The 24037-nt window shown below is 42.6% G+C and carries 19 protein-coding genes and 2 other annotated features; of the genes, 1 reads left to right on the top strand and 18 read right to left on the bottom strand.

Features of this window, described 5'->3' with window-relative positions; translation table 11 throughout:
- Positions 1 to 29: 29 nt before the first annotated feature.
- From IGJ28_RS17055 to IGJ28_RS16995, 13 genes are all read right to left on the bottom strand, one after another.
- Entirely contained in the window at positions 30 to 1034 is a 1005-nt protein-coding gene (locus IGJ28_RS17055; protein ID WP_252711722.1) for a serine hydrolase domain-containing protein, read from the bottom strand.
- Positions 1035 to 1156: 122 nt separating this feature from the next.
- Positions 1157 to 1975: a VOC family protein gene (locus IGJ28_RS17050; protein WP_103300779.1), complete on the bottom strand. Its 819-nt coding sequence runs from the start codon at positions 1973 to 1975 to the stop codon at positions 1157 to 1159.
- Positions 1976 to 2164: 189 nt separating this feature from the next.
- Complete coding sequence (gene argB / locus IGJ28_RS17045) at positions 2165 to 2923, bottom strand: acetylglutamate kinase (protein ID WP_103300778.1); 759 nt, start codon at positions 2921 to 2923, stop codon at positions 2165 to 2167.
- Positions 2924 to 3017: 94 nt separating this feature from the next.
- Positions 3018 to 4208, bottom strand: a complete 1191-nt coding sequence (gene argJ, locus IGJ28_RS17040) for a bifunctional glutamate N-acetyltransferase/amino-acid acetyltransferase ArgJ (RefSeq protein WP_060813218.1) — start codon at positions 4206 to 4208, stop codon at positions 3018 to 3020.
- A gap of 44 nt (positions 4209 to 4252) precedes the next feature.
- Positions 4253 to 5275, bottom strand: coding sequence for an N-acetyl-gamma-glutamyl-phosphate reductase (gene argC, locus IGJ28_RS17035; protein WP_060813219.1), 1023 nt, complete (start codon positions 5273 to 5275; stop codon positions 4253 to 4255).
- Positions 5276 to 5351: 76 nt separating this feature from the next.
- Entirely contained in the window at positions 5352 to 6506 is a 1155-nt protein-coding gene (locus IGJ28_RS17030; protein ID WP_060813220.1) for an acetylornithine transaminase, read from the bottom strand.
- A gap of 197 nt (positions 6507 to 6703) precedes the next feature.
- Positions 6704 to 8584: an ABC transporter ATP-binding protein gene (locus tag IGJ28_RS17025; RefSeq protein ID WP_003128146.1), complete on the bottom strand. Its 1881-nt coding sequence runs from the start codon at positions 8582 to 8584 to the stop codon at positions 6704 to 6706.
- Complete coding sequence (locus IGJ28_RS17020) at positions 8581 to 10308, bottom strand: ABC transporter ATP-binding protein (RefSeq protein WP_103300775.1); 1728 nt, start codon at positions 10306 to 10308, stop codon at positions 8581 to 8583. The genes IGJ28_RS17025 and IGJ28_RS17020 overlap by 4 nt, the downstream gene beginning before the upstream one ends.
- Complete coding sequence (locus tag IGJ28_RS17015) at positions 10292 to 10981, bottom strand: TetR/AcrR family transcriptional regulator (protein ID WP_003128144.1); 690 nt, start codon at positions 10979 to 10981, stop codon at positions 10292 to 10294. The genes IGJ28_RS17020 and IGJ28_RS17015 overlap by 17 nt, the downstream gene beginning before the upstream one ends.
- 279 nt (positions 10982 to 11260) lie before the next feature.
- Entirely contained in the window at positions 11261 to 12241 is a 981-nt protein-coding gene (locus IGJ28_RS17010; protein WP_041119883.1) for an LPXTG cell wall anchor domain-containing protein, read from the bottom strand.
- 290 nt (positions 12242 to 12531) lie between these two features.
- A complete protein-coding gene (locus IGJ28_RS17005) occupies positions 12532 to 14499 on the bottom strand; it encodes a glucose PTS transporter subunit IIA (protein ID WP_252712227.1) in 1968 nt (655 codons plus the stop codon).
- A gap of 13 nt (positions 14500 to 14512) precedes the next feature.
- The gene (gene murQ, locus IGJ28_RS17000) at positions 14513 to 15415 is read right to left on the bottom strand and encodes an N-acetylmuramic acid 6-phosphate etherase (protein ID WP_005470111.1); all 903 of its coding nucleotides are present in this window, start codon (positions 15413 to 15415) and stop codon (positions 14513 to 14515) included.
- Positions 15402 to 16475, bottom strand: coding sequence for a DUF871 domain-containing protein (locus IGJ28_RS16995; protein ID WP_060813224.1), 1074 nt, complete (start codon positions 16473 to 16475; stop codon positions 15402 to 15404). The genes murQ and IGJ28_RS16995 overlap by 14 nt, the downstream gene beginning before the upstream one ends.
- Before the next feature lie 241 nt (positions 16476 to 16716).
- Here IGJ28_RS16995 and def point away from each other — a divergent pair, with 241 nt between their 5' ends.
- Positions 16717 to 17280 (top strand): peptide deformylase, encoded by a 564-nt coding sequence (gene def / locus IGJ28_RS16990; protein WP_252712228.1) that lies wholly within the window; start codon positions 16717 to 16719, stop codon positions 17278 to 17280.
- Positions 17281 to 17351: 71 nt separating this feature from the next.
- Here def and IGJ28_RS16985 read toward each other — a convergent pair whose 3' ends face one another.
- From IGJ28_RS16985 to IGJ28_RS16965, 5 genes are all read right to left on the bottom strand, one after another.
- Positions 17352 to 18554, bottom strand: a complete 1203-nt coding sequence (locus tag IGJ28_RS16985; RefSeq protein ID WP_135172138.1) for a M20 family metallopeptidase — start codon at positions 18552 to 18554, stop codon at positions 17352 to 17354.
- 99 nt (positions 18555 to 18653) lie between these two features.
- Positions 18654 to 19487 carry a MetQ/NlpA family ABC transporter substrate-binding protein gene (locus IGJ28_RS16980; RefSeq protein ID WP_103300770.1) on the bottom strand — a complete coding sequence of 278 codons (834 nt, stop codon included), beginning with the start codon at positions 19485 to 19487 and terminating at the stop codon, positions 18654 to 18656.
- Positions 19488 to 19538: 51 nt separating this feature from the next.
- Complete coding sequence (locus IGJ28_RS16975) at positions 19539 to 20219, bottom strand: methionine ABC transporter permease (protein ID WP_003128135.1); 681 nt, start codon at positions 20217 to 20219, stop codon at positions 19539 to 19541.
- Positions 20220 to 21296: a methionine ABC transporter ATP-binding protein gene (locus IGJ28_RS16970; protein WP_252712229.1), complete on the bottom strand. Its 1077-nt coding sequence runs from the start codon at positions 21294 to 21296 to the stop codon at positions 20220 to 20222.
- A 164-nt stretch (positions 21297 to 21460) separates the two neighbouring features.
- Positions 21461 to 21699 (bottom strand) — a binding site (T-box leader).
- A 74-nt stretch (positions 21700 to 21773) separates the two neighbouring features.
- Positions 21774 to 22022: a binding site (T-box leader), on the bottom strand.
- Positions 22023 to 22585: 563 nt separating this feature from the next.
- Entirely contained in the window at positions 22586 to 24019 is a 1434-nt protein-coding gene (locus IGJ28_RS16965) for an ISLre2 family transposase (protein WP_438845542.1), read from the bottom strand.
- Between the last annotated feature and the right edge of the window lie 18 nt (positions 24020 to 24037).

Here is a 24037-nt window from a genome sequence, read left to right as displayed (position 1 = left end):
GATTCGCTAATATTATAGCACGAAAAACTTCAACGAACGGATTCTTTTAAATAACTTTGTACAATTTGATCCCGATGTTTCAGATAGCTGTCTCTGTGATCCTCTGGATGTACGCGATTCGAAAGAAAAATAAATGCTTTGCCATCAGAACCAATCAAAAGGAAGGTCCCTGTATACCCTGTATGATAGAGGTGTACAGGCGTACCTTTCAAGTCCCAGCCGATTGAGCGATGTCCTGTTTCAGAGGGCGTATGGTCTAGATATAGTCTTTCCAGTGTATCTGCTGAAAGAAAAGATTGCGTCGCTGTCTGACCTTTCTTCAACATCATTTGTACAAATTGAGTCAAATCATCAATGGTTGAAAACAGCCCTGCGTTTCCGGCATGTTTGCCCAAAACTCGTGCTTTGGGATCATGGGTGATTCCTTTCAGAACAGTCCCATCTTCTTGGCGCTGAGTGGCTGCTACCTTGCTTGCTGCCGGCAAAGGAGGAAACCCACTGTTGGTCATTTCTAGCGGTTGCAGAACCTCCTGCTGGAAGATCTCGGTGACAGAACAGCCAAAAAGTTCCTCCAACATGAAGCCTAGAAGAATCGTGCCCGTATCCGTGTACTGGACTTGCTTGCCAAGCTGTGGTCCGCTTTGGACTCGAAGATACGCGTGACGCAGCTCTTCAGCAGACAATTGATCGCGGCGAGGAATCCAAGTCTGGATATCGGAGGTGTGGGTTAAAAGATGTCGTAACGTTACTTTCTGATCAGTAAAAGCAGGCAAATAGCGGACCAGAGGGTCATCGATTGCTAGGACTCCCTGTTCCCATAGTTTGAGAATCACCGTCGTCGTACAAACCACTTTCGTCAAAGAAGCCACATCAAATAGGTGTTCCGTCGTAAGTGATTCTATTTGGGGCTGCCGAGCCGCGTAGCCTAAACAATGAGTCTCCATTTGCTCTCCATGGATGAATCGATAAACAACTCCCGGAAAGACGCCCTCCTGTTGCTTTTCAGCGATTAGCCGAATCGTTTCTGGATACATACCAGTTCCTCCTTTCGTGCGCCTCTAAACTGTTTTGATTATACCAGTCAGGCCCTAATTGCACAAAAAAATACAGAAGAGATTTCCAGAGAAATTCTTCTGCATCTTAGTGGTGAATCGCATTATTTATTTGCAACGAACCACCATTCGATCCCGATGGTATCGTAGGTAGTCAGTAAGTTTTTCTTTTTATCAATAAAGAATTCTTGCTTGCTGTCAGTCAAATGAGCTTCCAAAGTCAATAAGTCTTCTTTATCAATAGCGATCTTCAAAAAGTCCAATCCCAATACCTCATGTGTCGGTAAATCGATGGTTCCGCCTTGGCCTTCGATCAAACCAACTTGAAAATCATCTTCATTCAAATGTAAGAAACCATCTGCTTCTTTGGTCGTCAAACCTAACAGCTCTTCCAAAAAGTCGCGTTCTTTCGCTACATCACTGACATTCAGATGAATTTGGTTGAAGCGAGCTTTGCTTGATAACAGGACTACCTCACTTGGTGCAGCTTCAATCAATGCTTCAAGCGTTTTTGGCAAATCTGTTTCTTGAGTGCCTTCGTAAAAAACTTCGATTCGGTTTTCTTCAGGATCAGCCAAAACAACTGCGATTTGACTTCCTTCAAAAATAGATTCTTCAAAAGTCGCAGACTGTTCTTTCGCTTTTTTACAAATTGCTGCCAGTTCTTCTAAGGAAGCGACGGTCAAGCGGATCCGTTGCATTTTTTTGATTTCCCCAAAATGATCATTGGCCCGTGGACTTTCTTCTAGCCAGATGACTTCACCTTCTGCACCTTTGAAACCAAAAATGGCTAATTCGTTTTCTTCCCGTTTCAAATCAAAACCTAGAACATCACGATAAAAAGCAATCGCTTTATCCCGATCTTTTACTCGAATCGCGATTGTCCGCAACTTTGTGCTCTTCCCCAATACAAAATCTGTCATTATTTCTCCCCCTATATATGTATGCGTTTATCTATGCATTTGTCCTTATTGTACTGATAAACCGTTATACTAGCAAATGAAATCCTTTATCATTCTACCATTATCAAGCATTTTTTTTGACAAAAAAATAGATTTAACGACAAAAAAGGTCACTGAACTTCTTTTTTTTGTGGTTAAATCTACCTTTATTCATTGAAGGAAGGCTGTTTCTTTCATTCTTCTGATCTGAGTACCGTTTTTTTCTAATCGGTCGGTGATACTGACAGTTGCTACTCCGCTCATAAGCGCTTTTTTAGCACTGACTAACTTTGGCAACATCCCGCCAGTGATCACCTTCTCATTGATCAATGTTTTTATGTCAGTCAATGAGACTTGCTGCAGCCACTGGGAGTCTTTCTTGATTCCCGGTACATCTGTCAGCAGAATCAATCGTTCTGCTCTCAGACTGCTGGCAACTTTACAAGCGACTTCGTCCGCATTGATATTCAGCCACTGGCCTTCGGCTGTGATCCCAAGTGGGGCAAGGATCGGTATATGATTGCCTTTGATCAGCAGCTGAAGCAACTGCTGATTAATAGTCTTAGCCTTCCCAACATAGCCAAGTGTGGCGTGATTGATCATTTCCCCTTGGATCAACTGATCACAGCCAGCATTTAAGCCGATTGCCTGAAATCCAGCTTGCTGAAAACAAGTCGTGATCATTGGCTGGACTTGTCCCAGCAAAACCATGCGAGTGATCTCAAGAGTTTGCGCATCCGTTACCCTCAAGCCTTCTTTGATCTGAATCGGCAGTGACAATTTCTGCAGCATTTCCGAGATATAATGTCCGCCACCATGAACAATCACGATTTTCTTTCCTAGAGCTTGCCATTGTGCGACTTGTTCAAAAAAAACGGGGGTCAGATTATCTGAAGCAACACCACCCATCTTGATGACAATGATTTCCATATGTTCTTCCTCCTGTTGGATCTTGTGGCGATTTTTTGATTCTTACAGCCAATGATTCCGATTCTATTCGTTTGATACCTCCATGAGATAGGCATTACGTATGATAGAGTGCATTGATTTTGACATAATCATACGTAAGATCACAGCCCCAAGCTTTCCCGCGACCGGCCCCTTCTTGTAAAATGACATTGATTTTTACTTCTGAGGCTGTCAAGCGTTCTTCCATCAGTGTTTCATCGTAGTCAAGGGGGGATCCTCCTGCAAAAACCGGGATCGCCGCTAATTCGATCGCCACATTGGCAGGATCGATTCTTTGTCCGCTATACCCAATTGCACAAAGGATCCGGCCCCAATTGGGGTCTTTTCCATAGATTGCTGTTTTCACGAGTGGTGAACCTACGATCGTTTTACTGATCATGCGGGCAGCTAAGTCGGTGGGAGCCCCTTTTGTTTCAGCTTCAATCAGTTTTGTCGCTCCTTCACCGTCTTTAGCGATGGCTTTGGCCAATGTCGTTAAGACTGTCTGTAGCATTTTTTGAAATTGCTTATAAGCAAATGTATTTTCTTCAATCGGCGGATTGCCCGCTTGCCCATTTGCCAGCACCAATACCATGTCATTGGTGGAGGTATCGCCATCTACTGTGATTTGATTAAAAGTGACTTCCGTGAGTTTTCGCAGCAATGACTGCAGAAGGGACGGTGCAATAGCGACATCGGTAGTGACGAATGCCAACATTGTCGCCATGTTTGGATGAATCATCCCTGAGCCTTTGGCGCAACCTGCCATGGTGACAGTGTGGCCCGCAATCTCCGTCTGAATCACTTGATTTTTTTCAACAAGGTCTGTCGTTAAAATGGCCTTCTGAAATCCGGTAGGACTGCCAGAATGACTTAATTGACGAATCCCAGCAGCAATCGTTGCCATTGGTAGTGGTCGACCAATGATTCCCGTAGATGCCACCGCCACCTCTTCTGAGGCCACTCCGGCTTGTGCTGCAGCCAAAGCGATCATTTCTCTGGCATCTGCTATTCCTTGTTCTCCAGTACAAGCATTCGCATTCCCGGAATTCACGATCACTCCCCGAAGCTTTCCTGTTTTCAACTGTTCTCTTGTTACTAGGACGGGGGCCGCTTGTACTTGATTGGTTGTGAAAACTGCGGCGGCACTTGCCGGAACTTCAGAGAACAACCAGCCAAGATCGGCTTTTCTTTTTTTCACCCCACAATGGATGCCATCTGCATAAAAACCTTTTGGTGAAGCAATTGTCCCTATGATTTCTTTCATGTTACACGCTCCTTATTCTGAACTAATCGAATTCCCAAGTATCGTTAAGGATACCAAGGGATCTGTCGTAATCCAGCTGTTTCCTCCAGCCCAGCCCATTTATTGACGTTCTGGATTGCTTGTCCGGCAGCCCCTTTTACTAAATTATCGATCACCGCAATGACTGTCACGATGTGGGTCATCGGATTTAAGACCAACCCAATGTCACAAAAGTTGGTTCCTGTCACCTGCCGCAGTTCTGGCAGCTTTCCTAACGGCTGCAAGCGAATAAATGGTTGTTCTTGATAGTCTTCTTGATACCTCTGATAAATATCTTCCGCTGTTCTTTCTGGCGCTACAGGCACATAAAGGGTCATCATGATCCCTCTGTTAACCGGAATCAAACTAGTGGAAAATTGGATGGCCGTCAATTCTGGATCCCATTGTTGAAACTGCTGGACAATTTCTGGGATATGCTGATGCTGATTCAATTTATATGTCCGCATATTTTCTGAAATCGTCACAAAATGACTGGTATCTGACAGTTTTTTCCCCGCACCAGAAAGCCCAGATTTGCCGTCAAAAATGGGAATGCCTGCCAACCATTTTCTTCTGACTAAAGGCGCAGCGGCTAAAATTGCGGCAGTGGCATAGCAGCCTGGATTGGCCATTAAATTTCCGTGGGACGTCTGAAACTCTGGCAATGCATATGTTGCAGCATGCAATAAACGATCCGCAGCTGGCGTCTGCTGGTACCATTGCTGATAAACACCTGCTTCTTTCAAACGCAGATCTCCGGATAAATCCATCACAGGAAAGTCTTGTTCGACAAATGGCGAGACCAAATCTTTGCTAATACCAGCCGGTGTCGCAAAAAAGACCAATTCATTTTCTTGCATAATCTGCAGCGGATCAAACGGGTAAATCCTTTGGTTGACCAGTTGCTGCAGATGGGGATAAACATTGACTGAATTTTCTTGGACTGAATGACTATGTAACGTTCCTATCTCCAAGACAGGATGCAATTGGATCAAACGAACCAATTCCAATCCTGTATAGCCGGTAAACCCGACGATTGCTGCTTTCACTTACTACACCCCTTTTTCACTTGTTCTCAAATTCTTTTTCAACAACCTTTCAACAACCAAAGCAGCTCTTCTTTCTTCATTCTCGCCTTTCAGTGGTTTCTTCTTTCGTTCCTAAAACATGGCGTAGAACAGCGAGTCCTTCAGCCATTTCTGCTTCCGTTATAGTCAATGCTGGCAGCAGACGCAGGACGTTCGTTCCAGCTTTCAACACCAGTAACCCTGCTTGACGCAATTCTGTCATCGCCTGTTGGAGAGCAGCGCTATCCTTCAACTCTAAGCCAATCATTAGGCCCTGCCCTCGAATAGCCACGATCTGTGCCAGATCCGTTAAGCCTGCCATAAGCTGCTGATGTCTGGCAGTAACATTTACTAACACAGGGGAATCGGTTAGGACCGTACATACGGCATTTGCTGCAGCCATCGCTAACAAATTACCACCAAAAGTTGAACCGTGACTTCCAGGGCCAAACCTCTGCTGTAAGTCAGTTTTTCCTAGCATGGCACCAACCGGCAGCCCATTGCCCAACCCTTTTGCTAATGTAAAAATATCAGGTTCGATCCCATATTGCTCAAAAGCATAAAAACTCCCCGTGCGTCCCATTCCTGTTTGAATTTCGTCTATGATCAGCAGTGCACCTGCTTCTTGACATAACGCGGCCACCTTTTGGACCCATTCTTTTTCAGCTGGGATCACGCCGCCTTCTCCTTGGACCAGTTCCATCATCACCGCAGCTGTTTCCTCATCCAACGCTGCTTGCAGCGGGGAAAATTCATTGAAGGGCAAATACTCAAAATCTGGTACGAGCGGACCAAAATCCTGATGGATGCTTTCTTGAGCCGTTGCTGTCATGGCACCAAATGTTCGTCCGTGAAACGAGCCCTCGAAAGTTAAAATCTTTGTCCGACCAGTTGCTTTTCGAGCTAGTTTTAAGGCTGCTTCATTTGCTTCAGCCCCACTATTGCAAAAATAGGCAAGATATGGACCTTTTGCTAGTTTTTGCGCGACTGTCTCTTGTAACGAATTGGTGTAGAGGTTGGGCGCATGCCATAATTTGTCCGCTTGCTGCAGCATTGCCTGCTGGATTTCAGGCTGCCCATAGCCAAGGTTGACGACCCCAATACCGCTTGTAAAATCTAAATATCTCCGACCTTGAGTATCTGTTACATAGCTGCCCTTTCCTGCAGCAATCTCTAATGGCAAACGTGTATAATTGGGAAACAACTGACTCATCCATCAACGACCTCCTATGAATATTTATGTATTAATATACATTTTTAGCAAATAAATTGCAATATTTATTTATTTTATAACAAAAATATTCATTCCAACACAAAAAAAGAGAAGCTTAATGCTTCCCTTCATTCTTGTTTATATTCACAAAAATCGATTGAATAAAATCGTTGAATCCTTTTCGTTGTCTTCTTGTATCAGGCCGCATCTTCTGAAAATTGGCTGTTATACAAGTCCGCATAAAAACCATTCTTAGCCATCAATGTGTCATGGTTTCCGGTTTCGACAATCGAACCATGATTCATCACAATAATATTGTCGGCATCCCGAATGGTAGATAAGCGGTGAGCAACGACAAAACTTGTCCGATTTTCCAACAATTTGTTCATGGCTTTTTGGATGAGAATCTCGGTCCGAGTATCCACACTAGATGTTGCTTCATCCAAGATCAACACATCTGGATCAGCTAAGAAGGCGCGCGCGATCGTAATCAATTGTCGTTGTCCTTGAGAGATATTGCTAGCTTCTTCATTGAGGACCGTATCATATCCGTCCGGCAGCTTGCGAACAAAGTCATCCACGTGAGCAGCTTTAGCGGCTTCGATTACTTGTTCTTTCGTCGCTTTGTCATTGCCGTAATGGATATTGTCATAGATTGATCCTGTAAATAGCCATGTATCTTGTAGAACCATTGATATGTTGCTACGAAGCTCATCACGGGTCAGATCTCTTGTGTCCCGACCGTCGTAGCGAATACTACCGCCGGAAACATCATAGAATCGTTCCAACAGATTAATCAATGTCGTTTTACCGGCACCGGTAGGTCCAACGATAGCTACCATTTCCCCAGCTTTGACGTCTAGATTAAAATCGGTCATCAATAAGTTGTCTGGTGTATAACCGAATTGAACATGGTCAAAACGAACTTTATAGTCGCTTTCTTCCACGGGTAATCCAGAAGGTTCATCTGACATTTCTTCTTCATCCAAGACCTCAAAGACCCGTTCTGCTGATGCAACAGTTGATTGGATCGTATTCAATAAACTAGCAATTTGAGTGATCGGTTGTGAGAATTGGTTCGTGTATTGCAAGAATGCTTGCACATCCCCCAAAGTCATGTTCCCATTCGCTACTTTGATCCCACCCAGAACTGCGACAAAAACATAGCCCAAGTTCTTGATGAAGTTCATCAATGGCATAATGATTGCGGAAATGAATTGTGCTTTCCAACCAGCACTATACAGACGATCGTTTTCTTCTTCAAATACTTTTTGATCAGCCGCTTCATGGTTAAAGGTTTTGACAACGGTATGGCCGCCATAGGTTTCTTCAACCTGATTATTCAGTAATCCCAAGCTCTTTTGTTGCGCAGCAAAGAATTTTTGTGATTTTGGTGCGACGATCATTACGACGATCAAGCTTAGCGGCACCGTTGCTAATGCAACCAATGTCAACTGCCAGCTAATCGTTAGCATCATCCATAACACTCCGACTAAAGTAACAATACTGGTAATAAATTGGGTCAAGTTTTGTTGGAGTGTGCTGGCGATATTATCCATATCATTGATTGCCCGTGACATGATATCTCCGTTTGAATGGGTATCATAGTAAGAAATCGGCAAGCGATTCATTTTTTCTTCTAAATCACGACGCAGTTCATAGACGGTCCGTTGTGATACACGGGTCATGATGAATTGTTGCAAGAAATTGAAAATAGCAGAAATAACATACATACCGATAGCGATCATAATGATTTGTCCTACTTTATCAAAATCGATCGGAAATTCGGTGACAGTTTTTCCCGCTTTCATTTGCTCTGCACCAATCATAACACCTTTAAAGATTTCGGTTGTTGCTTCCCCTAAGATCTTTGGTGTTTGAATCTGGAAGATTACGGCGGCAATCGCTAAAACAAATACCGAAATGATTGCGATAGAACGTTTCGACATATAACCGAAAAGTCGTTTTACCGTTCCCCAGAAATTTTTTGCTTTTGGTCCTTTCGCTCCAATGTTGCGCCCTGGACCGCCACCCATCGGTCCACCGCCGCGAGGTGCTTGGTTTTTCCGTTCACTCATGCCACATCCTCCTCTCTCAATTGAGATGATACGATTTCTTGATACGTTTGGTTTGAGGCCATCAATTCTTCATGGGTTCCTTTACCCACCAATTGACCTTCGTCAAGGACAAGAATCGTGTCTGCATCCATTACTGTACTTACCCGTTGTGCGACTACAACCATAATGCTGTTCTTCATGTCTTTTTTCAATGCCGCTCGCAGCTGTGCATCTGTCTTAAAGTCAAGCGCTGAGAAAGAATCATCAAACACATACACATCGGCTTGTTTCACTAATGCCCGAGCGATCGCTAACCGTTGACGTTGGCCGCCGGAGAAATTTCCGCCGCCTTGTTCTACATGACTGTCTAAGCCTTCGCTCAATTCTGAAACAAACTCTTTGGCTTGTGCGATTTCCAGTGCTTTCCAGATTTCTTCATCTGTCGCATCTGGTCTACCGTATTTCATGTTTTCTCGAATCGTACCAGTAAATAAAACCGCTTTTTGTGGGACGAAACCAACTGAGTCCCGCAAATTATGCTGTGTTACTTCAGCGATATTCACTCCATTGATGCGGATCGCTCCTGATTCGATATCATAGAGCCGAGGCAGCAAATTGACCAATGTCGTCTTCCCAGAACCCGTACCACCAATGATTGCCACAAAATCACCCGATTTTGCTTGAAAATCAATGTCTTGCAGTGCTAATTTTTCTGCACCGTGGTAACGATAGTTGACGTGATCAAAAGCAAGTGTGGCTTGATCACCTTTCAGTTGAATCATCTTAGGTGCTTTATCATCAACGATCTCTTCTTCTTCGTCTAATACTTCATTGATCCGATCTGCAGAGGCTTGTGCTCTTGGGACCATCACAAAGATCATTGACAGCATCATAAAACTGATCAAGATTTGCATGGCATACGTCATGAATGCAATCAGATTTCCAACTTCTAATGTCATTTCAGCAATATAATGTCCACCAAACCAAGTGATGGCAATATTGGTCCCACTCATAATCAATGTCATCAAAGGCATCATAAGTGCCACGATAGTATTTACTTTGATGGCCGTGTGGGTATAGTCTTTATTGGCTTCATCAAAGCGATTGGCTTCATACCTGGTCTTATCGAAAGCTCGAATGACCCGCACTCCAGTCAATCCTTCACGGAAGACCAAATTCAGACGGTCAGTTTTTTTCTGCATGCTTTTGAAAAGTGGTACAGCAAAATACATGATTCCACCAACCAAAACGATCATAATTGGAATAACGACTAAAAAGATTTTGGTTAACTGAGCGTCTTTTTGATAGGCCAAGAAGCTTGCTCCGATCAAAGTGATCGGTGCATTGATCATCATCCGCAAGAACATTTGTGCCACCATTTGAATTTGGTTGACGTCATTGGTCGTACGAGTGATCAAAGAGGCAGTTCCGAATTTATCAAAAGAACGTGCGGAGAAATTTTCTACTTTTTCATAAATATCTGTCCGTAATTTTTGCCCCAATTTTTGTGATTCTCTAGTAGCAAAGAATGTATTGCCTAATGCAGCCAGAATACTGATCAGTGAAAACCCGATCATTAAAAAGCCGGTACGCCAGATATAATCAATGTCTCCAGTTGCAACGCCATTATTAATGATATTCGACGTTAATGTCGGTAAATAGAGATCTGCTATTACTTGTACAACCATAAAGGCCACGGCCATCAGTGCCGAAACGAGTGAAACTCGTTTAATCAACTTTGTCATTCTTTTCCCCTCTTTCTTTTTGTGCGCCATCTCTTAGCCAGCTGATTTTGTTATTGAAATCAGTCGTTGCTAGCGAAGGATCATAGGCATGATTTTCTGCTAACTCTCGGTATGCTTCAGCAATCGTAGAAAAAACGGTGTGCATCAACAGTTGGACGAGCATTTTCAATTCATGATCATCCTTGACCCGTAATAAGTCTTTGTCGATCTCAGCAAAAAATTCTTCTTCCCACTTCTGTCTCGCTTCTTGATGCTCTTTGTGAGAGCCGTAGAGTGGTTTTTTGTGGATATCCGGCATCACTTTTCGCAAAGAACGATAATCCATACTCATGAAGAGATTGCGATAAAATTTTGCATTTTTTCCTTCTAACACTTCTTCGATCATCCGAGAAAAATACCATTCAAAGCCAGCAAACAGATCGCCCTTTTCGTGTTGAATGGAACGAATCAAATCCCGCTGACTGTTTTTTTTCAACGTATGAAAATAGTAGTAGTATAAGTCTTCCTTATTTTCAAAATACTGATAAAAACTTCCCCGAGGGATTTCTGCGTCTTTGATGATATTGGCAATCGAAGCATCCTTCAATGGGACCCGAGAAAATTCTTTCTTAGCAGCGCTTAAAATGCGTTTTTGCTTATCTAATGGCAAATGGAAAAACGTATCCGTTGGCATCGTCATCTCTCCTTTCAGTTCAAATGATAAATGACAACAATTATTATGACAGGTTGTCATATGACACTGTGTCATTATACACCCCTCATGAGAGAATGCAAGTAAAAAAGTTTGAATATTTTATGAAAGTCATTTTCTTTATAAAAAGGAAATTCGCTTAGTGATTTCATTTCATTGAAAATAGATTCATTGTCTTTTTCTGAAAACAAAAAAAGCAGCGGCTATTCCTTAAAAAAGGAAGCCACTGCACAACAGCCGTTTTTCGATTTTAAATAACGTCTATTTTTTCTTTCTAACCCACAGGACACAGCCTACTCCGACTAACAAAACGACTCCAACGACTGGCAAAAACCAATTGACGGTCTCTCCCGTTTTTGGCAATGCTCGACTGTCCGAAGTAGCACTAGCTACTTCTGTTTTGCTAGTTGTTGTTTGTTCCGACGAAGTGTTGGCAGCAGACGTATCAGAAGATTCGGTATTCCCCGTTACTTCAGAAGCTGCTGGGAGATAATGACCTTGATTCACAGCGTAAATGATCCAGCCAATCCGACCTGGAAACAATGTTTCTGAACCACTGGCAGCTACTTCTTCATCTAAGTGTGACAAAATCGATGTCAACCATTCATCTGAAATTGGCTGTTCCGGGGAAATATAAACACCATTTGTTGGGTAAACAACTTGCAGATATGTTTTTAAGCGATCCAGTTCTGGAATCAACGCTGCAAAAGAAGAGTAGCTGCTTGGATCAAAGGCTAGCTGCGGTTCAATCTTCTCCCAAGATAAGAGATGATCGATAAAAAGAGCGCGAACGATCCGAGCAAAATAGCCGATATCCATTCCCATCACATCCTGGCTATATCGTAATGCTAGTGTCTCTGCATCTTTTAATTGCTGATCGGTCAATTGATCCAACTCATCTTGCGTGAAAGCTGTCACACTTCCATCAGTGATGCCTCTAGTAAAAGCAGAGCGCAAATCACTTTGTTCTGTAATGGTTTCTGACTCAGGACTTGCTTGAACGCCTGTTTGAGCGACAATGGCTTCTACCACATCCTCGGGCTGTGTCGTCACGGATTCACTACTTTGTGCAGTGTCAGCGGTTGATTCCATTTCAGTATTCGAAACCGTCGCTTCTGTCGAAATGATTTCTTCAGTTGATTGCGTAGATTGAATCGTTTCTGATGATTCCGTTGTTTCCTCTGCAATGGCAGTAATTGGTAAAAATAATAGACAGCTCATGAACCAGATACTCTTTTTCATTCCTCTACCTCCTCAGGATTCTCAGGCTTTCTTTGTAACACGAATGTAACACAATAGTAAATTATTCGCAATGTAAAAAGGCACTTCCTTAAGAAATTTAAAAGATATTCAATGTCTTCCGATGCACTCCGCTTCTTCCCTAACAAAAAATCCCGAACCACTTCAGATGATTCACATTAACAGAAGCATTAACGAGATCATCATTCAGCAGTACGGGACGAAGCGTTCTTAATCACCGAATGACACATGGGTAGAAAAAATTGTACCATTCGAATCTAGCTGTTTTTTACTTATTTGACTTGTACAGTCATCACAGGACTAGCACTTGTGACTGTTCCTTTAGCAGTCATGGTTTCTGAGATAACTTGTTCCATATTGGTGAGTACCACAAGCATATCAGTTGCTTTATTGCTAGCTGCCAATTCTGCCAGATCAACTTCAGCAACTTGTGTAGCGGCAGTCACTTGTTGCCCTTCTTGGACGAGGATATTGAAAGGCTTGCCTTGTAGCTCAACGGTATCGACACCCATATGCAGCAGAATCTCAAGTCCATTTGGTGTCGTGATTCCAATGGCATGTTTGGTTGGGAAGATCGTTGTTACAGTTCCTGCAGCTGGTGCATAGATTTTTCCATTTGCAGGAGCTACATAATATCCGTCACCCATCATTTTTTGAGAAAAAACAGGATCCTTTGACTCTGTAATCGCATGAACGGTTCCTTCAGCAACTGCATATAGTTCAATGGTTTCAGGTGCTGCAGACGTTGCTGGTGTTGTAGCCGCCGTTGAAGTAGCCGCCGGTACTTCTTCATCAACAGCATTGACAGCAGCTAAACGGTCTTTAGGAATCCCAAAGAAGTAAGTAGCCACAAAGCCACCTGCATATCCTGCTAATAAACCAAAGACATAGCCTAACCAATGACCGTTTGCAATCAACGGAATCAAAGCTACTCCAGAAGGTCCAATGGCGGTAGCGCCGATATTCGACAATGCGCCGATAACCGCCCCACCGATTCCGCCTCCGATACATGCCGTAATAAATGGTCGGCCTAATGGCAGTGTTACACCGTAGATCAATGGTTCTCCAATACCTAAAATCCCTACTGGCAAAGCGCCTTTGATCATTTCAGAAAGTTCTTTATCTTTTCGCAGACGAATCCATAGGGCTAATGCCGCCCCTACTTGACCAGCGCCAGCCATTGCTAAGATTGGCAATAACTGTGTGCTGCCAGTTGCTTCGATCATTTGAATGTGGATCGGTGTCAAGATTTGATGTAGACCAAACATGACCATTGGCAAGAAGGTTGCTCCGAGAACAAAACCTGAGAATGCGCCGCCGACATTTAATACCCAATTGATTGAGCCAACCAAACTGTCTGAAATAAACCCAGCTAATGGCATGATCAAAAAGATCTCTGCCAAACCGATCGCTAACAAACACAAAGTTGGGGTAACGATGATATCAATGGCTTCAGGAATCACTCGGTGCAAAACAGTTTCCAGTTTAGCCAGCAACCAGACTGCAAAGATTACACCGATGATCCCTCCTTGTCCAGCTGCCAGAGGATCTCCTGTAAAGAGGTTGGTGATTGGGGCTTCTGGATTCATTCCAGTCAATAAGACGACCGACCCAATGACACCACCTAGCGTTGGGTTCGCTTTAAATACTTGAGCTGCATTGACACCTGTGAAGATCACTAAATAAGAAAACATCCCGTTTTTTAAGATATTTAAAATCATGACATAATAATTCCACGTGTCGCCATCGATTTTTCCTGCAGTGATCAAGTTCGTCATAACAGAAGCAATACCAGCAACGAGACCAGCACCGACAAACGCTGGGATCATTGGGACAAAAATATTTGAAATATCTTTCAATAATGACTTGATTGGTGATTGTTTTTGTTTCGCTTTTTGAGCAGCTTTCATTTCTGCTGCTTTCGCATTCACAGCCTCTTTTCCACTGGTGGCTGCCACAGGAATTTCTTGCCCTAGATCAACACCCGCTTGTGCCGCCATGGCATTTGCTACTTTATTGACTTTTCCAGGACCGATGATCACTTGCAGTTGTTCATCATCCACTACTCCTAAGACTCCGGGAATGTTTTGTAACCCTTGCTTGCTGACCTTGTTGTGATCTCGAACCGTCATCCGTACTCGAGTCATACAATGAGTGACAGAGGCAACATTCTCGATACCGCCTGATTCTTGAAATATTTTTTCTGCTAGTTGTGTAACTGTCAGTTCTTCTTTTGCCATTGATTTTTTCCTCCTATCCTTCTAACGTTCCTTTAACGAACCCTTCTGATTGTACCAGCTTTGCAGCAGCTTCTTCTTTTTCACTATTGGTAAGCAGCATAACGATCGCTAACTTCACATTTTGATCGGCTTTTTCAAAGTAGTCTGCCGCCGTTTCATAATCTGCTTCGGTAGCTTGCATGATGATTCTCTTGGCCCGTTCAACGAGTTTGTCGTTCGTTGGTTTAACATCGACCATTAAATTATTGTACACTTTTCCGATGCCTACCATCGAAATCGTGGAAATCATGTTCAAAATCAATTTTTGAGCAGTCCCTGATTTCAATCGGGTAGAACCTGTCAGAAATTCTGGTCCGCAATCCACTTCGATCGGGAAGCTGGCATGTTTTGAAATTTCTGCTTGTTTGTTGCAGGCGATCGTTCCTGTGGTAGCCCCGATTTCATTTGCATAGTCTAGTGCTCCAATGACATAAGGTGTGCGGCCGCTGGCTGCGATCCCAATGACCATATCATTTTCCGTCAGCTTCAGGTCAATCAAGTCTTGACGCCCTAATTCAACAGAATCTTCTGCCCCCTCAACCGCTACAGTCATTGCTTCTTCACCGCCAGCAATCAAACCGATCACCATATCCGGTGAGACCCCAAAAGTAGGGACACATTCAGCGGCATCTAAAACTCCTAGTCGTCCGCTGGTACCAGCACCGAGATAGATCAATCGTCCCCCTTTTTTGAAAGATTGAATCGTTTGCTGAATTACTTTTTCAATGCTTGGCAATTCCTTTTCAACGGATTGAGCAACTTTCTGGTCTTCGGCATTCATTTTCTGACAAGCCTCTGCCACAGTCATTTCATCCAAACCAAATGTTGCTTGATTTCGTCTTTCAGTCGTTAAGTTTTCTAAATTAATCATTGTCATTTCTCTCATCTCTTTCTATTTTGAATCGCATTCCTGCTTTGATTTGTTGGAGCAAGGGTAGATCTTCTTCAATCACTTGCGCAGCGACATTGACTTTGTCATCTGCGGGCAGGATTCGCTTACAAATTTGGATTTCCCCCATATAACGCAAGTAATCTTGATTATCGATAGTCACAGCTCCGACAACCCGTTTTTGAGCAGTTTCTGGGGAAATCAATGGGACTTCAGCAAATCGGGCATTTGCACTGCGAATCACATCTCTTGCCTCATCTTGCCGGTTCTCATGCTCTCCTAAAATATGTTGATAATAGGCAGAACCAATATCCTTTGTGCGAAGAAGGACGGTCTGATCGGCTAGATAAGAACTGAATTGCTTCAAAGAAGCAGGGGTCACGATACCATCCCCAATGTAGACAGCATCAACGGCACAATCCCTCAACAACTCCAGTGCTGCTGCGAAGGGGCTCATGCTGCGATGCGCTTCCAGTGTCGGCAATCCTTGGTAAAGAGGACCTCTTTTATTCGCATCCCCAGCAACAAAGGCCTGTACAAGAAAACCTTGTTGTTTCAACCACTGATTTTTGGCCTGAAACCATTCTTTGTCTAATCCCGTCTCCGGACGCGGATAGTAATTGTGCCACGCTTCTAGATTAGAAAAATCTGCCTGATAGGTGTTCAACTCGTTAATATCTTTTTCAGTCAATGTACTCGCATTTAAACTAATAGTTATTTTACGAGATAATTGAGCAATGGTCTGATTGTCGATCGCGTAATCCATTCGCAGCCCAGTGACTCCCCGATCCGTCAGTTCATTTAACTCTTTATAGGAAAATCCTGCTTTAGCCAATGCCTCTCCTGAAATATCTACCATTAATGACAACCGATTCTTTTTTGCTATTTCACCAAGTGTTGTCAATCGTTGGCGATAACTGGCGGCATCATCTTCTGGTATATGCATGGATGTAAAAATCCCAGAAAAACCTTGAAGCGCCATTTCTTCGATGGCATCGATGTCTGTGGTAGTCAAATCGGCATTCATAAATACTGAAAACCCAAACATTGTTGATTCCTCCTTGCTGGTACCGTTTTCTACAAAATGATTATACAACGGCCTGTTTGTTTTTACAACTATATTTCATAATATATAATTATAAAAAGAAATATAATTTCATAACGGTGTATTTTTTAAGAAAAAGTTGTCCCTTAAACTTTCTAATGCGGTTCGGCCATTAGTTGTGGTACACTTTATAAGGAGTCAACGAGCGCGTAATTTTTACATAGTAGGAGGAATCACATCATCAATGATTACAATGGATGATATTATTCGCGAAGGCAACCCAACTTTGCGGGAAGTAGCAAAAGAAGTCCCCTTTCCATTAAGTGAAGCGGACATTCAATTAGGGAAAGACATGATGGAGTTTCTAGAAAATAGCCAAGACCCAGTGAAAGCCGAAGAATTGAATTTACGAGGCGGAGTCGGTTTAGCAGCACCTCAACTAGATATTTCTAAAAGAATCACTGCTGTTTTAGTTCCTAGTAGCGATCCTGAAAATCCAGAACCTGAATTTAAAGATGTGTTGTACAATCCTAAAATCTTAAGCCACTCCGTACAAGAGGCATGTTTAGGTGAAGGCGAAGGCTGTCTGTCTGTAGACCGGGAAGTACCAGGCTATGTCGTACGTCACGCCCGAATCACGATCAGCTATTATGACATGCAAGGCAAGAAGCAAAAAGTTCGTTTGAAGAACTATGCAGCTATCGTCGTGCAACATGAAATCGACCATTTGAATGGTGTCATGTTCTATGATCACATCAATGAAAAAAATCCTTTCTCATTAAATGAAGGAATTTTAGTGATCGATTAACGATTAGCAAACAAGAGCGCACTCCCAAGTGGGAATGCGCTCTTGTTTACTTTAGTCGTCATTCATTAGGATTAATTTCCCTTTGCCAAGCTGGCTTGATGGTCCGCTTTGATTTGAGACAACAATTTTGGCTTTTGATAAAGATCTAATGCAGTCAATGCGAGTAATTCCGCTGCGATCGCAATCGAGTTCAGTCCTTTGGTACTACGAGCAGCCGCTTTAAATTCCTCGGAGTGACCAGCAATGTATTCATCCGAAATTGAGACAGTTGGCTGGATCGTGGGGATCACTTGGCTGACGTTTCCTACATCTGAAGAGCCTAAACTTGCTTTTGTTTCCACATCGATCTCTGCTTGGGGAACGCCAACTTCCTGAGTATGGGCAAAGAATAGTTCATCAAAACTTGGTGTTACGATCACATCGTCGACTGAATTCTGGAAGAGTCCAAATTCATAAGTCGTTCCTGTTGCTAAAGCTGCTCCTTTAACGATATTCTCCACTTTCTCATAGACTTCATCTAGTGTCGCCCGATTGGCTGCTCGTAAATAAAAACGTCCAGCTGCATATTCTGGAACAACATTCGCTGCCACACCACCATCAGTGATCACGCCATGAATGTTGACATCTTTCGGCAAATGAAGACGCAACCCATTGATCCCATTAAAAACTTGGATCAATGCCTCTAACGCATTAATGCCTTTCTCTGGTGCCGCTGCCGCATGGGATGCCCGACCATAAAATTTGATATCGACAGGATCATTAGCCAAAGATGCGGTGGTTTTGCCATAGCGATAAGCTGGATGCACGCACAATGCAGCATCGACATCCTCAAAAAATCCTTCACGCACAAAACTGCCCTTTGCTGAGCCATTTTCGCCCCCCTCTTCACCAGGAGTACCATAAACGCGGATTTCTCCTCCTAGTTCATCTACATAAGGTTGCAACACACTAGCAGCCAATACAGAATAAGTTCCAAAGAGATTGTGCCCACAGGCATGACCGATGCCGGGCAGCGCATCATATTCTGCCAAAAAAGCTAATGTTGGTCCAGGTTTGCCGCTTTGATAACGGGCATCGAACCCTGTACGATGACCAGCCACTTCTTTTTCCACGGTGAATCCTTCTTTTTCTAATTGGGCAATCAGCGCATCTGCAGAATAAAATTCATAGTTGCTGACTTCTGGATGATCATGAATATCCAAAGCTAGTTCTTGGTATTCCGGTAAGCGTTGTGCGATAAATTCTTTAATAGAAGTTTTTACAGTTGTTGTCATATGATTTTCTCTCCCTTTAATATGGATAAATAAGTATGAATAGTCAGTGGTCTCACAGCTCCTGCCTCAGAAAGGTAGGCATTCTTGCTATACTCTTCTTTACTTCGCGCCAAATGTCTCCCAGGCTGGAACGCTAGAACCTTTCGATGTTTCTTCGATAACTTTCTTTGTTTCGTCCGTTTGATAAGCAGCAACAACTTTTTGATACACTTCGTTGTCTTGATCTTCTTTACGCGCAGCAATGATGTTCACGTATGGGCGAGCCGTTTCATCTACAGGCTCTAAGAAGATCGCATCTTCTGTCGGAACAAAGCCAGCATCCACAGCCATTCCGCTATTGATTACTGAAATATCAACATCTGACAATGCGCGGGCAGTTTGGGCAGCATCTAACTCAGAGATTTTCAACTTTTGTTTGTTTTCAGTGATATCCGAAACGGTCGGCGTCTGGCCTGCTGCTTCATCAACTTTGATCAAGCCAGCGCTTTGTAGTAACAACAACGCACGGCCGCCATTGGTGACGTCATTTGGAATTGCTACTGTCGCGCCTTCTTTCAATTCCTTGATATCTTTCACCTTGTCTGAATAAATCCCTAGCGGCGCATTGACTGTATTGCCGATAGAAACAAGATCCGTTCCAAACTCTTTATTGTAATTGTCTAAAAAGAACTGGTGTTGAAAAGAATTTATATCGATAGAACCATCTGCCAACGCCGCATTCGGTTGATTATAATCAGAAAATTGAACATATTCTAAGTTGATACCTTCATCTTTCAAACGATCTTTGACATCATCCCAAACATCCGTGTCGGCACCGATCACTCCAAGTTTGACGGTTACTTCTTTCTCTTTTGTTCCAGCATTGCTATTGCTGCACCCAGTAATAAATAATAATGCCGCACCTACCACGATTGCTTTAAGTAATTTTTTCATTTTCTTCCTCCAATAGTTTCTACTTAATTTTATTTGTTTTTTTTGCCCTTTTTAGTGGCTAACTTTTTTAACCAACAGATTGCTGACAAATTGACTAAAAAAGACCAAAATTAAAATGATCAGTGTCGCCATGATGGTGACGTCGTTTTGGAAACGATTATAGCCGCGGGTGATCGCCAAGTTCCCTAAACCGCCAGCACCAACTGCACCAGCCATTGCGGTCAGTCCAATCACATTGATGATCGTTAAAGCAGACACGCGAATGATCCCAGCCAACCCTTCGGGTAAATAGACCCGCACAATAATTCCCAATGGACTGGTTCCCATTGCTTCTGCCGCTTCAATAACCCCAGGATCAACTTCTAATAGGGCAATTTCGATTTGACGAGCAAAGAAAGGAATGATCCCTGCGATCAATGGAACCAAAGCAGCTGTTTCCCCAATCGTTGTTCCTACGATCAAACGAGTCGTCGTTCCTAACAAAGCCAATAGGATAATAAAAGGAATGGAACGTACGATGTTGATGATTTTATCCAAAAGTTCAAATAATCCGCGGCTTTCCAAAATACCTCCTGGTCGGGTCACGACAAGAACAATGCCCAAAATGATTCCTAAAATCCCTGCAATCAGTGCTGTCCAAAAGGTCATGTATAATGTTTGGATCGTTGCTTCTACAAATTCATCAGAGATAGCAACGACATTGGGAAAATACCGTTCAAAAAAAGTGCTCATCTAAAATCCTCCTTCAATCACGTTATTCAATGGTTCCGCGTGATTTTGCTTAATGATATTCGTGTAAACACCTTGATCCGCGAGAAAATCTAATGCTCGTTTGCGCTGCCCATATTCCCCTGATAAACTAACGATCAAACTACCGATGGGAACATCTTGCAGAATCTCTACGTTTCCGTAGAGGATATTCGTCGTTACTTGATAACGACTAAACAATTGTGCGATCAATGGTTCATTGGTCTGATCCCCAACATAAGACAGTTCCACCAGCCATTCGTTGGCAGCCAATGAGGAGAATTTCGCACTGCCGAGAATCGTTTCCAGCGCTTGATCAATATGAGTAGCAGTCCGAATAAAGTCTTTTGTCAGCGGTTTTGCCGGCTGGCTAAAAATTTGAACACTCTTTCCTTGTTCAATGATCTCGCCATTTTCCATTACAGCGACTTTATTACAGATTTCTTTCACCACTTGCATCTCATGAGTGATAATGACGATCGTCAACCCTAATTTACGATTGAGTTTTTTCAATAATGCAAGTATCTGTAATGTTGTCTTAGGATCAAGTGCGCTAGTCGCCTCATCGCAGAGCAAGATCTCTGGGTCGTTGGCTAATGCTCGTGCGATGGCGACTCGCTGCTTTTGTCCCCCTGAAAGTTGACTAGGAAACGAACTTGCCTTTTCTTCCAGTCCAACCAAGGACAGCAATTCTGTCACTTTTTGACGACGTTCCTGTTTGGAGATTCCTGCATATTTCAAGGAAAAATCCACGTTGTCAAAGACATTCCGGCTATCCATCAAATTGAAATGCTGAAAGATCATTCCGATCGTTTTCCTTTTTTCTCTTAATGCTTTAGCCGGTAATGCGGTCAATTCAGTCTGATTGACTATGACACTCCCTGACGTTGGACGCTGCAATAAATTGATTACGCGTACCAGAGTACTTTTACCCGCGCCGGAGTAGCCGACGATCCCATAAACATCGCCTTTATCTACTTCTAGTGACACATTTTTGACCGCTTGGACCGTTTCCTTGTTTGGTTGTGTGAATGTCACCGATACATCCTTTAATGAAATCATTTTTTTCCTCCTTATTATCGCCGATTGATTAACTAGTTGATTTTTGGGATGATCAACTACGCCCCCTCCGGTCGCCTAGTACTGTTCATCATCTGCTCTGGTCTTTGACCAATCGCAGTGATTCACAGCAAAAAGGCGTCCTCAAGCAAGCCATAACTGGCTTGCTTGAGGACGCCTTTTTGCGTGTTACCACCTCAGTTTAAGCTATATTCACATATAGCTCCTCTTCGAGTACGATCATACTCTAGCAAGATAACGGATGCTGCCGTCGCCGCCTTGCATCATTGCTCGGGACGAATCACTCCTTGGCCATTTTCCAAAATTCGTTTCCTGCTTCTTTTCAGCTACCGAAGCTCTCTGTTTAGGAACATTCCTTTTGTACTTACCAATTCATCGTGTTGACTCTATTTTTTATGCCGCTTTTTATTTTCAAAGATCGATGAAAACAAAAAAAGTCCTTTTACCAGCATCTGCTGATAAAAGGACGATCACTCGTGTTACCACCTTTTGTTCAGAAGGTTTCCCTTCCCTCAACCCAACGTCTATCAAGAAAATTCCATCAAGAGATTGGTGCTCCTTTTAACGGTAGAGCAGATTCCGTGATTGCCTACTTATCGACAATCAATCCTCCAAGGCCATTTTTCAACGTTTCAGACTTAACTCTTTCCACCAACCAGAGTCTCTCTTTAAAGTATCTACGATTACTTTCCTTATCAACGGATAGTTATTCTTGTTGAAATGTACTTTACCGGAAAAAGGATACCTTGTCAATCAGAAAACTATTTTTGTATGTGTCTGTATTTTACCCGGACACTTTTTCTGAAGAAGAAAAATTAAATTAACATTAAAACAAACTTCTGGCAGTTTGTTTTTTGATTGTTATTTTATTTTTGTTTTTGTTATTTACAATGCGTCGTCTATCTCTTCGAAAATAGTCATTCTTTCGATAGATGAAAAAATGGAATCAAAAAATAATAAAAAATAGTATTGACAAATCAGCTTTTCAAGTATAAACTCTTCAATATAAATTATCATTAAAACAAAACTTTTGACAAATCGATGTGATGGACAAATGGTTCCATCACCTTTTTTTGTCTCGCTTTTGTTATCTTTATTTCTACACCCTTTTTAATCGTTTGTCAATTCTTTTCTAAAAAATAATATGGCAGAATACATTAAATTTTTTATTGTATCGCAAGAAATTTTCTTTTATACTGGTGTTGTAAAGAGCGGACACTCTTTACAACACTTTTTTTCAAGATCGAGAGATCTTTTTTCACGATTCCCTCCTAGAGTTTGTCTAGGGGGGTTCCTCTTTTCAGCCAATTGACATACTCTTTGACTGCTCCTCGATCGGTTTGAAGACGCACTTCTCCCTTAGTTATACCCGTTTCTGTTTCTTCATCTGCCTGTTCAAGCCCACACAACGGTTGACGTTTTAGCCGTTCATCTAACGCAAAGGCTTCTTGCCATTCTTGCAAGAAAATGGATTTGATCGTTTGATTTTTCTCTGAGGCAATCAATTGAATCATTCCTTCTAATCCTCGTCCCCAGTATTTTCCTTGATTCTTCATCCGATACGTAAAACTTCGATGACGGCTTTCCATGATCCCGATCCCTTGTTTTTTCTTTGACAGATTCCGTAGATGATACGGTTTCAGATACGGCCAATTCCGATACAAATAGCCTTTGAGCTTCGTATAATGGTACAACTGTTCCTGCGTTTCACAACAACTCTCCAATGTTGTTAACAACACATCTCGTTTTCGTGGATCATAGGCATTGATCGCCTCTTGAAACGAATTGATCAATTCTGTTTTAAAGACACGCTGAATCAATTTTTGGGTCACATGATACCGATCGATAAAATAGTCAAATCCGCCAATTTTTACCGGCAATAATTCTTGGATCTTCCTTTTCGTAAATCCTTTTCCCCCATCTGTATTTGCGACGACGATCGTTTCTTTTAGATCATACGTTTGATACAAATAATCTTTGACCTGGTGAGCTGCCTCGGCATAACTGGACGAAATAATCGTTCGCGCATGTTTTAAACGAGGAATGGCTTGAAGCCCTGTTTCTTCTATTCCCTCATGAATCACAAAATGGCTCAATTCTTTCTTTTTCCCATTCCCTTGTTTCTTTTTCCGTCCCCTGTTAACTAGTCCTTTTTCATTCACAAGTACGCCATCACCTTCTATGAATAGATACGGCACCTTACGATTTCCCGCTTCCCCATATTCTCGTTGATAGGAAAAGTAGTGCTCTGCTTTTTCTCCAAACAATTGGACGGCTTTTCCTACGGTATCTTTTGAACACGAAATGACCGTAAAATCTTCAATGATCGTTGACACTTTTCGGTAAGGGCAATCTTTACTTGCTTTCACCATCGCAAAAGATACACCAGGAGAATAGCGATCATAGGCAGAAACGCCTAACCATTCGTCTACAGGATAAATAATTTTGCCTTCTTTTTTCCACGGTGTTCGTTCATAGGTCATCGACCCGAATAAAAAATGAATCGTCCGCTCCGCTTTCTTTTCTGGCTGATACCCATGGGCTAGATAATACGAGCGTTGGCTATTCTCCTTATATTTTATGTATTGCTGGAAATAATACCCAATGAATGTATTCATCAAAAGTTGAAGTTGGCGTTCTTTTTCGATCCGATCCATCGTCTCATGCGCCAAAATCTGATCCATTTGTTGGAAATATGTGTCCATCTTTTCTTTACTCCTCCG

This window comes from Enterococcus sp. AZ091, from assembly GCF_051714805.1.
GTDB lineage: Bacteria > Bacillota > Bacilli > Lactobacillales > Enterococcaceae > Enterococcus_D > Enterococcus_D gallinarum.
The sequence above is the reverse complement of the archived record's forward strand: the minus strand, read 5'-3'. Positions and strand labels throughout refer to the sequence as shown.

What these genes read in the sequence shown, in the direction of transcription:
- IGJ28_RS17055 (WP_252711722.1), bottom strand. Translation starts at nt 1,034, where the DNA reads ATGTATCCAGAAACGATTCGGCTAATCGCTGAAAAGCAACAGGAGGGC.
- IGJ28_RS17050 (WP_103300779.1), bottom strand. Translation starts at nt 1,975, where the DNA reads ATGACAGATTTTGTATTGGGGAAGAGCACAAAGTTGCGGACAATCGCG.
- argB (WP_103300778.1), bottom strand. Translation starts at nt 2,923, where the DNA reads ATGGAAATCATTGTCATCAAGATGGGTGGTGTTGCTTCAGATAATCTG.
- argJ (WP_060813218.1), bottom strand. Translation starts at nt 4,208, where the DNA reads ATGAAAGAAATCATAGGGACAATTGCTTCACCAAAAGGTTTTTATGCA.
- IGJ28_RS17030 (WP_060813220.1), bottom strand. Translation starts at nt 6,506, where the DNA reads ATGAGTCAGTTGTTTCCCAATTATACACGTTTGCCATTAGAGATTGCT.
- IGJ28_RS17025 (WP_003128146.1), bottom strand. Translation starts at nt 8,584, where the DNA reads ATGAGTGAACGGAAAAACCAAGCACCTCGCGGCGGTGGACCGATGGGT.
- IGJ28_RS17020 (WP_103300775.1), bottom strand. Translation starts at nt 10,308, where the DNA reads ATGACAAAGTTGATTAAACGAGTTTCACTCGTTTCGGCACTGATGGCC.
- IGJ28_RS17015 (WP_003128144.1), bottom strand. Translation starts at nt 10,981, where the DNA reads ATGCCAACGGATACGTTTTTCCATTTGCCATTAGATAAGCAAAAACGC.
- IGJ28_RS17010 (WP_041119883.1), bottom strand. Translation starts at nt 12,241, where the DNA reads ATGAAAAAGAGTATCTGGTTCATGAGCTGTCTATTATTTTTACCAATT.
- IGJ28_RS17005 (WP_252712227.1), bottom strand. Translation starts at nt 14,499, where the DNA reads ATGGCAAAAGAAGAACTGACAGTTACACAACTAGCAGAAAAAATATTT.
- murQ (WP_005470111.1), bottom strand. Translation starts at nt 15,415, where the DNA reads ATGACAATGATTAATTTAGAAAACTTAACGACTGAAAGACGAAATCAA.
- IGJ28_RS16995 (WP_060813224.1), bottom strand. Translation starts at nt 16,475, where the DNA reads ATGTTTGGGTTTTCAGTATTTATGAATGCCGATTTGACTACCACAGAC.
- def (WP_252712228.1), top strand. Translation starts at nt 16,717, where the DNA reads ATGATTACAATGGATGATATTATTCGCGAAGGCAACCCAACTTTGCGG.
- IGJ28_RS16985 (WP_135172138.1), bottom strand. Translation starts at nt 18,554, where the DNA reads ATGACAACAACTGTAAAAACTTCTATTAAAGAATTTATCGCACAACGC.
- IGJ28_RS16980 (WP_103300770.1), bottom strand. Translation starts at nt 19,487, where the DNA reads ATGAAAAAATTACTTAAAGCAATCGTGGTAGGTGCGGCATTATTATTT.
- IGJ28_RS16975 (WP_003128135.1), bottom strand. Translation starts at nt 20,219, where the DNA reads ATGAGCACTTTTTTTGAACGGTATTTTCCCAATGTCGTTGCTATCTCT.
- IGJ28_RS16970 (WP_252712229.1), bottom strand. Translation starts at nt 21,296, where the DNA reads ATGATTTCATTAAAGGATGTATCGGTGACATTCACACAACCAAACAAG.
- IGJ28_RS16965 (WP_438845542.1), bottom strand. Translation starts at nt 24,019, where the DNA reads ATGGACACATATTTCCAACAAATGGATCAGATTTTGGCGCATGAGACG.